Raw genomic sequence first — 13897 nt, forward strand, 5'->3', positions numbered from 1 at the left:
GATTCGGCGTCGCCCCCGACCTCGGCCGCTGCCCCGGCCTCGGCGTCGGCGGTTGCCTCGTCCTCGACCGTCGCCTTGGGCTCGGTGTCGACCTCGGCGTCGCCTTCGATCGCCGCCTCGGCCTCTGCCGTCGTCTTGGGCTCGATGTCGGCGTCGGCCTCGATGTCAGCCTCGACCAGCGCGTTGGATTCGGCGTCGCCCCCGACCTCGGCCGCTGCCCCGGCCTCGGCGTCGGCGGTTGCCTCGTCCTCGACCGTCGCCTTGGGCTCGGTGTCGACCTCGACCGTTGCCTTGACCTCGCCGTCAGCCGTCGCTTCAGCCTCAGCCGTCGCCTCAGCCTCAGCCGTCGCGTCGACCTCGCCCGCGACGGTCGCCTCGCCCCCGGCCTCACCCTCGGCCTCAGCCTCGGCCGTCGCCTCGGCCTCAGCCTCGGCCGTCGCCTCGATCTCGCCCTCGACGGTCGCCTTGCCCTCGGCCTCAGCCCTCGTCTCGGCCTCGGCCGTCGCCTCGCCCCCGGCCGCAGCCTTCGTCTCGGACTCAGCCCTCGTCTCCGGGCCGGCGCTGGATTCGGTCAGGGCCTCCGGCTCGGACGGGTGGGGGACCTTGACGTTGTCGAAGGCGGCTGCCACCAGGTCGTGGGTGCCGGGGTTTTCCTGGCGGGGTTCGGGGACCGTGGGGGTCGGGCCGGAGGCCGTTGTGGGGGACTCGGTCGGTCGGGTCGCGAGACGGCTCGCACCCTCCGCCTCGGCGGCTCGTCCCTTGCGTGAGCGGCCGAATGCGTTCCGCAGGAGAGTGAGAATGCCCATGTGCGCAACCCTTCGCGTGAGTTGATGCCCGTAGATCCCTGGCCAGGACGGACACGTAAGGTTAGCGAAGCGCTCAGTGGGGAGATGCGATCGACCGGGCCGCGGCGACCTCCTGGCGTAGGGGTTCCAGAACGCTGCCCGCCGGGCCGGTGAGATCCGTGCGAACCGGGGTCAACGTTTCGGCGTTGCGCACGCCCTCCGACAGCTCCCGCAGTTGCAGCGCGATCTGCGCGACCTCGGCCGGCGACGGCGGCTGTGCCCCGTGCTTCACGCGGACGCGGGCCGCCGTCGTGGCGTCCACGATGCGCTCCACGGCGACGACCAGCGGCCACCAGGCCGCCGCGCGGCGGCCGGTCGGCGGCGGTTCGGTCAGGGCCCGCTGGAACTCCGTACGGATGACCGACAGATCGCGGTAGAGGCGGCGGCGCATGCGGGCGCGGGCGGCGGGGTCCGGGGCCGTGTCCGGGGCGAACGCCTTCTCCACGTAGGCCGCCGTGTCCGCCACCGCGTCCGCCAGACGGTCGCCGACGCGGGTCCGCCAGCTCTCCGGCCACAGGAGGTACCCGGCGGTCAGGGCGATCGCGCAGCCCAGGAGGGAGTCCGTCAGACGGGGCAGGAGGAGGGCCGTGCCCTGGTGGTTCAGGATGTCCGAGAGGAGGAGGATCACCGGGGTGATGGCGGCGGTCTGGTAGCCGTAGCCCTGTGGGGTCAGGGCCGGGATCAGAGGGGCCAGGAACAGCATCGCCGGGACGTCCCACCAGCCCAGGGGGACCTCGGCCAGGACCACCGCCGCGATCACCAGGCCCGCCACCGTGCCGAGCGCGCGCAGCAGGGCGCGGGAGAAGACCGAGCCGAAGTCGGGCTTGAGGACGAAGGTGATCGTCAGGGCCACCCAGTACGAGCGCGGGACCGGGATCAGGGAGACGAGGGCCTGGGCGATGCCGATGCAGACGGCGAGGCGCAGGCCGTAGCGCCAGGAGTTGGCGGAGAGGATCACGTTGCGGGTCGCCCGTGCCGTGCGGATGCCCAGGGCGGCGGGGCGGCCGAGGCGGTCGTCGATGCCGCGCGGGTCCACGTCGGGGGAGGCGACCACCTCGGCCGTGTGGCGCAGGGCGTGGTCCACCGCGCGGGCCGTCTCGGTCAGCGGGACCGGGAGGTCGAGCGCCGTCGGACCCGTGGCGCCCGTTTCGACGGCGTGGGCCAGGCGGTGGACGGCCTCCGGGATCTGCGGGGACAGCGGTCGGGCCGCCCAGTGGGCCGCGGGGGCCGCCTCCAGTATCGGGGTGACGGCGTTCAACTGGGCCAGCAGACGCGTGAGTTCGGAGCTGCGGCCGTGGTGGCGGGCGCGGCGGGCCAGCACCAGGTCGTACGACTGGTTCAGGGACTGGGTGACCGCCTGGCGGGCCCGGTCGTACTCCTCGGTGCGGTCGGTTCCGGAGACGGTGAGGAGCGCGGCGACCGTGCGGTACGTGGCCGCCACCGCCGCGCGTTCCGGTACGCCCGAGCGCAACGGCCAGGCGAGCAGGGCGAGGAGGAGGACCAGGAGGCCGCCGCCGGTCATCAGGGCCGGGGCGAGCCACCAGGGACGGGGCAGGGGCAGGCCCGCGCCCACCACGCAGTTCAGGAGCAGGAGCAGGCCGGAGACCGAGGCGACCGCGCCGATCGTCGAGATCATGCCGGAGAGCAGGGCCACGCCGGTGACCGCCGCCACCGCGTACCAGCCGTGGCCGTACACCAGCGTGCCCAGCGTGACGCCGACCGCGCCGAAGAGCTGGGGGACGGCGATGTTGAGGATGCGCATGCGGTAGGCGTCGGCGGTGTCGCCGATGACGCCGGAGAGGGCGCCCATGGAGGCGAGGGCGCCGTAGGCCGGGTGGCCGGTGGCGAGGCCGATCGCGAGGGGGAGGGCCAGGGCGATGGCGGCGCGGGCCACGGCGGGCCGGTTGACGGGGGACTGCTGGGGTTGGAGGTTCCGGACCAGCCAGTCGGGAGGGGTGAGGCCGATGGGGAACTCTCGGGACATGGGCCCATTATCCGGTTCCGCTTCGGCTTCCTCTCAGGTCAGGTCGGGTCAGGCCTGCGCCCGGGACCGGGGTGTCTCCGGTGGCGGCGCCGGCGCCGGGGCCGGCGGCCGGCGGCGGGAGGGGCGGCCCGGGCGGTTCAGGCGGACGTTGCGGGTCAGCCAGGTGGCCGCGGCCGCGGTCAGGCCGAGGGCCAGCAGGAGCCAGGCCGTGGTGCGGAGGGTGGCGGTGAGGGCGTCGTAGACCGCGGCCGCGGCGGGGTGGGGGGCGTCGGCGGGCAGGTCGGCGAGGGTCAGGGCGCGGCCGATGGACAGGGCCAGGGTCAGGAGGCCGCCGCCCAGGGCCGTGCCGAGGGCGGTCGCCGTGATGGCCCGGCGGCGGTGGACGGCCAGGCCGATGCCGGTCGCGGCGAAGGCGACCGCCGCGACCGGCAGCCAGAAGCCGGCTACCTCCAGCACGTGGAACCCCTTCCGGTACGCGGCCAGTTCGTCCCCGGGGAGCACGGCGACCGGGGTGTGCTGCACCGGGATGCGCGCGGCCAGCGGCACGTGGTCCTCGGTGAGCCGGCGCTTGACCGGGTCGGTGACGGAGGCGAGGTCGACGGTGACCGGCTGCCCGGCCGTCCTGCCCTGCTCGTCGCGCAGGGCGCGCAGCACCGCGTCGTGGGTGACCTGGTTGCCGGTGTCCCAGGCCAGCCGGAACGCCTCGGTCTGGGTGAAGGAGCGCACCGCGTCGTGCACGAAGGGACGCAGGGAGCCTCCCCCGGAGGGGGTACCCCCGGCCGGGCGGACGGTCATGTGCTCGTCCACCACGCGCCAGAGGCCGTCGCCGACCGTGTTCGCGACGGCTTCCCGCACCGCCGGGTCGGCGGCGAGCGGCGCCATCGTGGTGACGTAGCGGCCCGTGTCCACCAGCCCGTACGCCGCCCAGGCCGCCAGCGTGCCGAACGGCACGAGGAGGCAGGACAGGGTGATCAGTGCGGCCGACAGGGCGCTCCTGAGACGTGGGGGCACGTTTCCAGGCAACGGCCTTCGGACGGGGCGCGCGACCCGGGCGCGGCATTCGGGTGGTCTTCGCCCCGTCGTGCGCCCCCCGGGGGCCTCACCGTGCGCCCGCCGTGGCCGCACCGCGCGCACCTGGGGCTTCGGCTCCTCCGGTGGAGGGTTCGTCCGAACGGGTGTTTCCTGGTGCTGGGGAGACGGAAACCGGCTCATGGGGCCGGTGTGGGTAGAGGGAAACAGGGGAGTGCGTGGGCCCCGGTCCGACGACCCGCCGGACGGGGCCCACGCACACACGCGCCACGCGGTGGCCCGCTCAGCGGATGCGGTGCCCGAAGGCGTCCTCGCGTGTGTAGTAGCGGTAGAAGAACGTGGCGAACGTCGCTCCCGACACCACCAGCGACATCACCGTCGACCGCCAGATGGAGTGCCCGGTCTGGCTGTAGAGGAAGCCGAACGCGCAGCCGGCGAACACCGTCCACAGCAGCGCGTGCACCTCCCGCGGCATCCGCGGGGCCAGCGTCAGCAGGGCCATGGACACGACCGCGAACACCAGCGCGCTGACGAACCCGAGCAGCAGGTTCCAGCCGGTGATGGCGCCGCCGGCGCGGTTGTCGGCCGCGACCCAGTAGCCGTACACCAGGCCGAGCACGACCGGGCCGGCGATGTGGGCGACGCGGTGGGTGCGCGCGTCGAAGACGTCGGGCGGGCGGGCGTGCCGGGCAGCTTCCACCTCCGGTGTCCGCCCGGGGCGGGACATGCCGCCGGGCGCGGGTGCCGCTTGAGCCATGAGAGCGCTCCTCTCTCTCCTCGCCCCCGCCTTCCAGAGCACACCTGGGACCGCGGCCCGGCAAGTCGGCCGGACGGGTGAAGTCGCCCGGGCGGGGCCCGGATGCGGGCGGATACCCGGCGTGTTTCGCTGGGTGCATGGAGGGCTGCCCACCGTGACGGAGACGGAGTACGGGCGGGGGCGTCAGCTGCTGCGGGTCCGCGGCCGGAGCGTCGCCTGGGTGCCGTCGCTGTTGCTGCTCGTCGGCATCGTGCTGGTGGACCTCAACACCACCGAGCGGTTCCGGATCATCTCCTGGATCGTGCTGGTCCCCGGCACGGCCGCGGCGATCTGCGGGGTGTGGACGACGGGCGCCTTCGCCGTGCTCGCGGTGGTGACGTACTTCGCCGTCGACAGCGCCTGGCCCGGCGAGTACCGGGCCGGGCTCGGCGACTTCGTCCTGGTCGGCCTCGGCGGCATCCTCGCCACGCTGGCCGCGGCCGTGCGCGAGCGCAAGGAGCGGCAGACCCTGCACATCCTGGACATCGCCGAGACCACCCGGCGCACGGTGCTGCGCCCGCTGCCGGCGCGCTGGGCCGGGCTGGAGCACGCGGGCGTGTACCTGGCCGCCGACGTGGAGGCCCGGGTCGGCGGCGACTTCTACGACATCCAGCCCGGACCGCACGGCACCCGGGTCCTCGTCGGCGACGTGCAGGGCAAGGGGCTCGGCGCGGTGGAGGCCGCCGCCGCGCTGCTCGGCACCTTCCGCGAGGCCGGCTACCACGAGAAGGATCTCGCGACCGTCGCCGAACGCCTGGAGATCCGGATGCTGCGGCACCGCACGCTCTCCACGGCGCTCGGCCGGGACGACGGGGACCGGTTCGCGACCGCCGTGCTGATCGGCTTCTGCGACGACTGCCCGGACGTCGTCGAGACCGTGAACTTCGGGCACGAGGCGCCGCTCGCCGTCGGCCCGCGCGGCGTGCGTGAGCTGCCGAGCGGGGACGGGCTGCCGCTCGGGCTCGGGGAGTTGGCGGCGGGACCGCCGCCCGTGCACCGGGTGCCGCTGGCCGCCGACGAGACGCTGCTGCTGGTCACCGACGGGGTGACCGAGGCCCGTGACCGCGGGGGCGTCTTCTACGCACTGGCCCCGGACGTCGCCCGTGCCGTCGCCGCCGAACCGGACCTGCGTGCCGAGCCCTTGAGCCTGGTCCGCCGGGTCCGGGACGGGGTGCTGCGGCACAGCGGGGGGCGGCTGGGCGACGACACCACCGTGTTCGCCGTACGACGTCTGGCGGAGGCGGAGCCGGGGGCGGCGGAGTCGGCCTGTGCGGGCGGGGACGAAGGGGCCGAACGGGGTTGTCCGCGGTCCTGAGGCGCGCGTGTGCAGCCGCAGCGGTTACGGTGCTGGCTGGAAGCAAGCCGTGACCACGGGTTGCGCGGGGTCGACGGTCGACAGGGGGAGGGACGATGCCCGGAACCGTACTGCTGCTCGCGGCCTCGCCGCTGGGCAAGGGGCGCCTGGTGGACGCGGCCGCCGTGCTGCCGGTGCTGGCCGCGGTCGCCCCGGCCGTGCTGTCCGGCACCGAGACGGCCAACGTGGTCGAACTCGCCGATCCGCTGGATCCGCAGGCCGTGCTGACCCGGCTGCGGGCCGCGGCGGCCGCTCCCGGGCCGCTGACCGTGTACCTCGCCGGGCAGCTCCAGCTGGACCGCAAGCAGCATCTGCCACACGTGGCGCTGGCCCGCACCACCGCGGCGACCGTGCGCTACACCGCGCTGCCGTGGCACTGGATCCGGGACGAGCTGCGGTTGCGCTCCGCGGCGGACGCGGCGCTGGTCGTGGATCTGCACGCGGACGCGGAGGCGTGGCGGTACGTCGCCGAGCGGGGGCTGGACTGCGGGCCCAACGCGGCGGTGTACGGCCGGGTGGCTCCGGCGTCCGGGCGGCGGGGCCCGGCGGAGCCGGCGTACATGAAGGCGGTGGCGACACTGCTGCGCAGCGGGCATCGGCCGCCGCTTCTCCAGTTGCACGAGCAGGCGCTGGCCCGGATCGCCGAGTCCGGCGCCGGCCGGGACCTGGTCTTCGCGCACCCGCCCACCGGCCTCCCCCGCCCGCAGACCCCGACCCCGACCCCACCCTCACCGGGGGCCTCCCCGCACCCCTACCCCCACCCCCAGAACCCCCACCCCCAGAACCCCCACCCCCAAAACCCCCGCCCCGGCACCCCGGCCGCCCCCGCCGCCCACCGCACCACCACTCACCCCGCGCACCCCGCCCCTCAGGACCCGCACACGGTCATCAGCACCGCCGTGCGCAGCGGCCGGCACGCCGAGGCGGCCGATCTGGCGGCCCGGTACGAGGCGGCGGCCGTGCGGGCGCACGGGCCGGCTTCCGACACGGCCCTGCACTGGGCCGAAGTGCGGGCCGATCTCGCGATGTTCGCGGGGGACGCGGTGGGCAGTTGCCGGGCGTGGCTCGCGGTGGCCGGGGTGCGGCTGGCCGCCGGGCAGGCCGTGGACGCGCCCGCCGTGGAGGCGGCCGCGGACCGGGCGCACCACCAGTGGGGCCGGATCAAGGACTCGGCCCGGGCCCGTGAACTCGGCCCCGCGCTCGCGGAGTTGCGGCTACGGGTGCCGGGCCGCAGGCAGGGCGCGCTGGAGAACGTCCAGCGGCAGTTGAGTCAACTCCAGGCGGCGGCCCGGTAGTCACGCGGTCGGCAGGAACGCCAGGGCCCCGGAGACGAGGGTGCGGACGCCCGGGGCGATCACCGACAGGTCGGGCGCGAAGTGCGGGCTGTGGTTGCTCGGGACGGCCGCGAACTTCTCCGGGAGGGTGTCGCCGGGGGCCTTCTCCCACACCTCGGCGGGGGTGGTCGTCACGAACCAGTACGCGTACGGGAGGGTGCCGTCGAGGGCCAGTTGGGGGAAGTCCTCGCTGCCCATCGCCGGGCCCGGGTCGAAGACCGTGCCGGGGCCGAAGACCTCGCCGTGCACGGCGGCGACGGCGGTGTCGGTGGCCGCGTCGTTCACGGTCACCGGGAACCTGTTGCCGACGACGACCTCCGGCTCGCGCGGGCAGCCGGCGGCCAGGCACTCGCCGCGCGCGATGCGCTCGATCGCGGCGAGCATCCGCCGGCGGACCTCCTCGGACTGGCTGCGGAGGTTGAGGGAGATGCGCGCCTCGGAGGGGATGATGTTGTGCCGGGTGCCCGCCTCGATCCGGCCCACGGTCAGCACGGCCGGCTCACCGGCCGCCAGCTCCCGCGACACGACCGTCTGGAGGCGGGTGACCAGGTAGGCGGCCGTCACCACGGGGTCCACGGTGGCCTCCGGGCGTGAGCCGTGTCCGCCCCGGCCGTGCACGACGATGTCCACGTCCGTCGCCGCCGACATGATCAGGCCGGGTGAGTGCGGGTACAGGCCCGCCGGGCCGGGGGCCGCGTGCTGGCCGAGCAGCACGTCGGGGCGGCCGAAGCGTTCGTACAGGCCGTCGGCGACCATGCGGGCCGCGCCCTGGCCGGTCTCCTCGGCGGGCTGGCCCACGAGCAGCAGGGTGCCGCGCCAGGCGTCCCGGCCGGCGGCGAGTGCCGCGCCGGCCCCGGCCAGCCAGGTGACGTGCAGATCGTGTCCGCAGGCGTGCATCACGCCGTCCGTCCGGGAGGCGTACGGCAGCCCGGTCTCCTCGTGCACCGGCAGCGCGTCCATGTCGGCGCGCAGCAGGACGGTGGGCCCGTCGCCGTTGCGCAGCCGGGCCACGACGCCGGTGCCGCCGATCCCCTCGGCGGTCTCGAACCCGGCGTCCGCCAGCCGCGCGGCGAGCAGCCCGGCGGTGCGGTGCTCGCGCAGGGACAGCTCGGGGTGGCGGTGCAGGTCCCGGTACAGATCCTCCAGGTCCGGGACCGGGAGGTCGGCGGTCAGGTCGAGGGCGGTACGCGCTGCGGCGGAGGTCACGGGCGCAAGAGTAGGCCTCCGGCGGGGCAGGGGGGAGAGGGCCGCCGGAGGCCGGTCGGGCGGCGCGTCCTCAGTGCTGGTGGACGTGCTGCTGGACGGCCGTGGGGGCCCGGGTGCCGTCCGCCGCGTGGGCCGGGCCCGCGTTGGCCGCGAGGATGAGGGCCGCCGCGGCGATCACGGCCGCCGCCACACCCCGCACGGTCGGGGTGGCTGCGCTCAGGCGAATCCGGGCAGGGATCAGGGGTGCGGGGGTGGGGGGTCCGTAGGGGGCGGGCGTACGTCCTTGCACGGCGACCTCGCAACACAACAACGACGAACACAACGACGAACACAACGACGAACACTGCAACGAACACAACAGCGACGTATTAAGCACGCTTAATCCGCCGTTTAACCTAGGGCTGCCCGATGCGAACGGCAAGGGGCACCAAGGGAGTTGGGGGGATCCAACGGATGCGGGAACGGGACGATCCGGCGGTCGTGGGGCGGCGCGTACAGCAACTTCGTACGGAACGCGGGCTGACACAACGTCAGTTGGCGGAGCCCGCCTACACGCCCGCCTACATCTCCACCGTGGAGGCCGGCCGGGTGCGGGCCTCCGACGAGGCGCTGCGGCACATCGCCGGGCGGCTCGGCGTCGCCTTCGAGGAGCTGGCCGTCGGGCAGCCCGCCCATCTCGCCACCGACCTCAGGCTGCGGCTCACCGAGGCCCAGCGGGTGCTCGCCGACGGGCGGGCCGAGGAGGCCGCCGGGCGGTACGAGGCGCTGCTCGCCGAGGCGGAGGGCTACGGGCTGGGCGCCGAGCAGGCCACCGCGCTGCTCGGGCTCGGTGAATGCGCCCTGGAGACAGGGGAGTTGACGAAGGCCCGGGAGCGCTTCGAGCGGGCCGAGCGGTGCCTGGACGGCGAGTCGCTGCCGGTGCGCGTGCCCGCGCTGCGCGGCCGGGCGGTCTCGCACTACCTCGCCGGTGAGCTCCGGTACGCCGTCTACCTTCTGGAGTCCGCCCTCGACGAACTGAACCGGGGCGGACTGCACGACCCCGACGCCCTGCTCCTCCTCTACGCCAGCGCGATCGGCCCGTACATGGACATGGGCGCGCACGCCCGCGCCGCCCAGGCCGCCGAGTTCGCCCTCGCGCTCGCCCCGCAGGCCGGTGACCCGGCGCTGATCGCCCGGATGCACCGCTCGGTGGCCCGCACCCTGCTCGCCGAGGGCCGCCTCACCGAGGCCGACGCCTCCCTCGCCAAGGCCGCCGAGCTGTACCGCCGGCTGCGGCTGCGCACCGAACTGGCCAACTGCCACTGGATGCGCGGCTACGTCTGCGCGCAGAACGGCGAACTGGACCGCGCCGAGGCCGAGTTGAGGCAGGCGTACACCATGCTCTCGGAGAGCCGGGCCGCCCTGTACCGCAGCCAGGCGGCCGTGGAACTCGCCGACGTGCTGCACCGGCGCGACAAGTCCGACGAGGCCGCCGTCCTGCTCCAGGAGGTCCTCGGCGACTTCTCCTCGGAGCGCGGCGCCGTGCACGCCGCCGCGGCCCACCGCCTCCTCGGCATCATCGCCGAGGACACCCGCGACACCGAGGCCGCCGAGGAGCACTACGTCCGCGCGCTCAGCCTGCTGGAACGCGCGGGCGCCGCCGGCGACCTGGCCGACCTGTGCCGCCTCCTCGGCGACCTGCTGCGCCGCACCGGCCGCATCGAGGCGGCCCTGGACGCCTACCGCACCGGCCTCGGCCACCGCACCGCCCCGGGCACCACGACGCTGGGCCCGGCCCCGGCCCAGCCGCCGCTGTGACACCCGTGCGGGTCGTGCCCGGGCAGGTCACACCTGCGCCCGCCCCCGCCGGTGGACGTCCGTCAGGTGCAGTGCGCCCACCTGGACGGCGGCCTGGGTCGCGGCGTTCGGTACGTCGCCGAGGCCGCCGTTGGTGAGGGCGAAGGCGTCCTGGCCGACCCGGACGGCGGCCACGTCCAGGGTGAGCAGGCGGTCCCGGCCGTCGGACGTGGTGGTGGCGATGGTGATGTGCAGGCCCTGGCGGGCGTCCCCGACCTCGGGCAGCGCGGCCGTATCGACCCGCACGTCCTCCTGGAGCCCGTTGTCGGTGGTGGCCGTGAACCGGGCGCACTGCGCCGGCAGCGACTTCAGCCAGCCGAGCGCCGCGTCGACGTCGGCGGGGCGGCGGGCGCCGATCTGGTAGCGCAGCTGGGCACCGGTGTCGGTGTCGTCCAGGCCGATCGCGGCGCGGGGCGGGCCGCCGAGGAGTTCGTCCGTGTAGAGCGCGTTCAGCAGCCGGGAGCACTCCCCGGCCGAACTGGTCGCCTTCAGCATCCCGTCCCGCCAGGTGGCGAACCCGCCGGTCGCCGCCCAGGGGGCACCGAGGTCGGTCGGGGTGAGGAGCGCGGCCTGTGCCTGCGCGTCGGTGAGCGCGGACCCGTTCGGCCGTCCGGGCGCCTTCGGTATCGGGGTCGGCCGGTCGATCGTCGGCAGGGGCTGGGGTGCGGTCGCCGGGTGGTGCAGTCCGAGGGCGGCGCAGCCGCCGACGGCGATGAGCCCGGCGGCTATCAGGGAGAGCCGCAGACGGGGGCGGGAGCGCATCGCCTCGGTCAACGAGGTCATCGACTGCAACGACGGCATCGACGGCATCGGGCTGCCTCCTGGACTGCGGGCCGGTGGGGTCCTGTTCTCACGGCACCACCGCCCCGCCCACCCCACCAGCGCTCCGGTCCGTACGGGTGAGGGGCCGGGCGGGAGTCCGGGGGGAAGAGAGAGCGGGCGCGGCGAAATTGCCTCGCCCCGCCGCCTCCGCCGCTGTTACGGTCGCCGTATGCAGCGCGCCCAGCAGTGCCCGTCGAGCACGACGACGCCGGAGACCGTCCCGGCGCGCTGACACCTGACCAGCAGCAACGAAGCCCCGGGGCGAGCGCCCCGGGGCTTTCGCGCGTCGCGGGGCGTTCGCCTCCCTCCGCAGCGAGGAGAGGACCAAGGATCATGAGCGACGACCGTTTCCCCGACCACCGCCGCCTCGGCCGCGCACTCGACCTGTTCGACACCGACCCGCTGATGGGCGCCGGGCTGCCGTACTGGCTCCCGGACGGCGCGGTCGTCCGGCACGCCCTGGAGGAGTACGTCCGCGACGCCGAGCGCCGGGCCGGGTACCGGCACGTGTACTCGCCGGTGCTCGGCAAACGCGAGCTGTACGAGATCTCCGGGCACTGGGACCACTACCGCGACGACATGTACCCGCCCATGAGGCTCGGTGCGGAGGAGGTCGTGCTGCGCCCGAGCCTGTGCCCGCACCACGCCCTGATCTACCGCTCCCGCTCCCGCAGCTACCGCGAACTCCCCCTGCGCATCGCCGAACTGGGCGGCATGCACCGCGCCGAACTCTCCGGCGTGCTCGGCGGGCTGACCCGCGTCCGCGCCATCCAGCTCAACGACGCGCACATCTTCTGCACCCTGGAGCAGGCCGTGGCGGAGGCCCGCGCCGCGCTGCGGCTGATCGCCCGCGCCTACGCCGACCTCGGCATCGAGGCCGTACGGCACCGGCTGTCGCTGCCCGGCGAGGGCGGCAAGTACGTCGCCGACCCGGAGCTGTGGCGGCGGGCCACCGCGCTGCTGCGGGAGGCGCTGGACGAGTCCGGGACCGATTACGAGGAGGCCGAGGGCGAGGCCGCGTTCTACGGCCCGAAGATCGACGTCCAGATCGCGGACCCGGCGGGCCGCGAGTCCACCCTGTCCACCGTGCAGATCGACTTCCACCAGCCGGCCCGCTTCGACCTGCACTACATCGGCGCCGACGGCGCGAGACACCGCCCGGTGATGGTCCACCGCAGCATCGTCGGCAGCGTCGAACGGGCCGTCGCCCACCTGGTCGAAGTCCACCGGGGCGCCTTCCCGGCCTGGCTGGCCCCGGTGCAGCTGGCGGTGCTGCCGGTCGGGGAGGAGCAGGCGGAGCAGGCGGCGGCGGTCGTGCGGGAGGCGGTGGAGAGGGGGCTGCGTGCCGAGGTCGTCGGGCCACGGGAAGGCACCCTCGGGGCCCGGGTCCGGGGCGCGCGGCTGGTGCCGTACCAGGCGGTGATCGGTGCGAGGGAGGCGGCCGAGGGGCTGGCCGCCGTACGGCTGCGCGACGGGCGGCGCCCCGGGCAGGTGCCGATGCCCGAACTGCTGCGCCGGATCGCCGACCGGGTCGCGGCGCGCGGCACCGCGCTGTGGGAGTGACCGCACTGCTCTAGGGTCGCCTCGACGGAAGGAGTCCACTGTGACCGGTCAGCCCACCCCCGTGATCATCGACTGCGACACGGGTGTCGACGACGCCCTCGCCCTGCTGTTCGCCGTGCGCCACCCCGGGATCGACCTCAGGGCGGTGACCTGCGTGGCCGGGAACACGGACGTCGACGGCGTGGTCCGCAACACGCTGACCGTGCTGGAGCGGGCGGGCGCCCCCGACATCCCGGTGGGCCGGGGTGCCGCCCGCCCGCTGATCGAGCCGGCCCGCTCGGCCCAGCACGTGCACGGCAGCGACGGCATGGGCGACCTCGGCCTGCCCGCGCCGAAGCGGACCGCGTCCGAGCTGGACGCCGTGGCCCTGCTGCGCCGCGAGATCCTCGCCTGCCCGCGCCCGGTCACGCTCGTCCCCACCGCGCCGCTGACCAACATCGCCCTGCTCCTGCGCACCCACCCGGAGGTGACCCGCAACATCGAGCGGATCGTCTTCATGGGCGGGGCCGTGGGCAGCGGGAACGCCACCCCGGTCGCCGAGTTCAACGTCTGGCACGACCCGGAGGCGGCGGCGATCCTGCTCACCGCCGGGGTGCCGATCACGATGTACGGCCTCGACGTCTTCATGCAGGTCACCGTGGACACCCCGGACGTCCGGCGGCTGCGCGCGAGCGCCGACCCCGGCACCCGGCTGGCCGGCGACCTGCTCGCCCACCGGCCGACCACGATCGGCGAGGAGCCGGAGGCGGAGGAGGCGGGCGGCCTCGGCGACGCGGGCGCGGTGTGCGCGGTCGCCGACCCGGGCGGCCTCACCACCCGTCCGCTGCCCGTCGAGGTCTCCCTGGCCCCCGGCCCGTCCCGGGGCCAGACGATCGTCGACCGCCGCCCCCGCCCCGGCGAGTCCGAGATCCACGGCGGCGGACGCGAACAGGCGCTGGTGGACGTGGCGTTGGAGGTGGACGTGCCGCGGTACGTGAAGCTCTATCTGGACACATTGGAGTGCTCTCCCAGCTGAAGCGGGAGATTCCTGCCTACCTCGCGGTGGCGGGCTTGACGCGGCGAGCGCGCCCGCCGACCGCCCTCCCGGCAGCCGGGACGAGCGCGCGGCCCATCCGGTACCGGTGCAAG

The 13897-nt window shown here is 75.1% G+C and carries 10 protein-coding genes and 1 pseudogene; 5 read left to right on the forward strand and 6 right to left on the reverse strand.

Going from position 1 to position 13897, the window contains the following annotated elements:
* The 4 genes and pseudogenes from ACZ4MF_RS05440 to ACZ4MF_RS05455 all read right to left on the reverse strand — a co-directional run.
* Positions 1–629 (reverse strand): annotated as a pseudogene (locus ACZ4MF_RS05440) (hypothetical protein); the annotation flags it as partial.
* A 250-nt stretch (positions 630–879) separates the two neighbouring features.
* The gene (locus ACZ4MF_RS05445) at positions 880–2829 is read right to left on the reverse strand and encodes an FUSC family protein (protein ID WP_467490009.1); all 1950 of its coding nucleotides are present in this window, start codon (positions 2827–2829) and stop codon (positions 880–882) included.
* A 48-nt stretch (positions 2830–2877) separates the two neighbouring features.
* Positions 2878–3840: a hypothetical protein gene (locus ACZ4MF_RS05450; protein ID WP_467490011.1), complete on the reverse strand. Its 963-nt coding sequence runs from the start codon at positions 3838–3840 to the stop codon at positions 2878–2880.
* Positions 3841–4141: 301 nt separating this feature from the next.
* Positions 4142–4615 (reverse strand): hypothetical protein, encoded by a 474-nt coding sequence (locus ACZ4MF_RS05455; protein ID WP_356026064.1) that lies wholly within the window; start codon positions 4613–4615, stop codon positions 4142–4144.
* 154 nt (positions 4616–4769) lie between these two features.
* Between ACZ4MF_RS05455 and ACZ4MF_RS05460 the strand changes: the two genes are divergently transcribed.
* Complete coding sequence (locus ACZ4MF_RS05460) at positions 4770–5969, forward strand: PP2C family protein-serine/threonine phosphatase (protein WP_467490013.1); 1200 nt, start codon at positions 4770–4772, stop codon at positions 5967–5969.
* 95 nt (positions 5970–6064) lie between these two features.
* Positions 6065–7303, forward strand: a complete 1239-nt coding sequence (locus ACZ4MF_RS05465) for a hypothetical protein (protein WP_467490015.1) — start codon at positions 6065–6067, stop codon at positions 7301–7303.
* Here the strand turns inward: ACZ4MF_RS05465 and ACZ4MF_RS05470 are convergent, their stop codons facing one another.
* Positions 7304–8548 (reverse strand): amidohydrolase, encoded by a 1245-nt coding sequence (locus tag ACZ4MF_RS05470; protein ID WP_467490017.1) that lies wholly within the window; start codon positions 8546–8548, stop codon positions 7304–7306. It lies immediately after the preceding gene.
* Between the two features lie 453 nt (positions 8549–9001).
* On the opposite strand from ACZ4MF_RS05470, the gene ACZ4MF_RS05475 reads away from it, so the two are divergent.
* Positions 9002–10345, forward strand: a complete 1344-nt coding sequence (locus ACZ4MF_RS05475; RefSeq protein ID WP_467490019.1) for a helix-turn-helix domain-containing protein — start codon at positions 9002–9004, stop codon at positions 10343–10345.
* Between the two features lie 27 nt (positions 10346–10372).
* On the opposite strand, the gene ACZ4MF_RS05480 is transcribed toward ACZ4MF_RS05475, so the two are convergent.
* On the reverse strand, positions 10373–11194 hold the full coding sequence (locus ACZ4MF_RS05480) for a hypothetical protein (protein ID WP_467490021.1): 822 nt from the start codon (positions 11192–11194) through the stop codon (positions 10373–10375).
* Positions 11195–11539: 345 nt separating this feature from the next.
* Between ACZ4MF_RS05480 and thrS the strand changes: the two genes are divergently transcribed.
* Both thrS and ACZ4MF_RS05490 read left to right on the forward strand, forming a co-directional pair.
* Complete coding sequence (thrS, locus tag ACZ4MF_RS05485; RefSeq protein ID WP_467490023.1) at positions 11540–12769, forward strand: threonine--tRNA ligase; 1230 nt, start codon at positions 11540–11542, stop codon at positions 12767–12769.
* A 40-nt stretch (positions 12770–12809) separates the two neighbouring features.
* A complete protein-coding gene (locus ACZ4MF_RS05490) occupies positions 12810–13784 on the forward strand; it encodes a nucleoside hydrolase (protein ID WP_467490025.1) in 975 nt (324 codons plus the stop codon).
* The last annotated feature ends 113 nt before the right edge of the window (positions 13785–13897 follow it).

The sequence above is a fragment of the Streptomyces sp. NPDC025793 genome (genome assembly GCF_055558375.1).

What these genes read in the sequence shown, in the direction of transcription:
- thrS (WP_467490023.1), top strand. Translation starts at nt 11,540, where the DNA reads ATGAGCGACGACCGTTTCCCCGACCACCGCCGCCTCGGCCGCGCACTC.
- ACZ4MF_RS05480 (WP_467490021.1), bottom strand. Translation starts at nt 11,194, where the DNA reads ATGCCGTCGATGCCGTCGTTGCAGTCGATGACCTCGTTGACCGAGGCG.
- ACZ4MF_RS05475 (WP_467490019.1), top strand. Translation starts at nt 9,002, where the DNA reads ATGCGGGAACGGGACGATCCGGCGGTCGTGGGGCGGCGCGTACAGCAA.
- ACZ4MF_RS05445 (WP_467490009.1), bottom strand. Translation starts at nt 2,829, where the DNA reads ATGTCCCGAGAGTTCCCCATCGGCCTCACCCCTCCCGACTGGCTGGTC.
- ACZ4MF_RS05465 (WP_467490015.1), top strand. Translation starts at nt 6,065, where the DNA reads ATGCCCGGAACCGTACTGCTGCTCGCGGCCTCGCCGCTGGGCAAGGGG.
- ACZ4MF_RS05455 (WP_356026064.1), bottom strand. Translation starts at nt 4,615, where the DNA reads ATGGCTCAAGCGGCACCCGCGCCCGGCGGCATGTCCCGCCCCGGGCGG.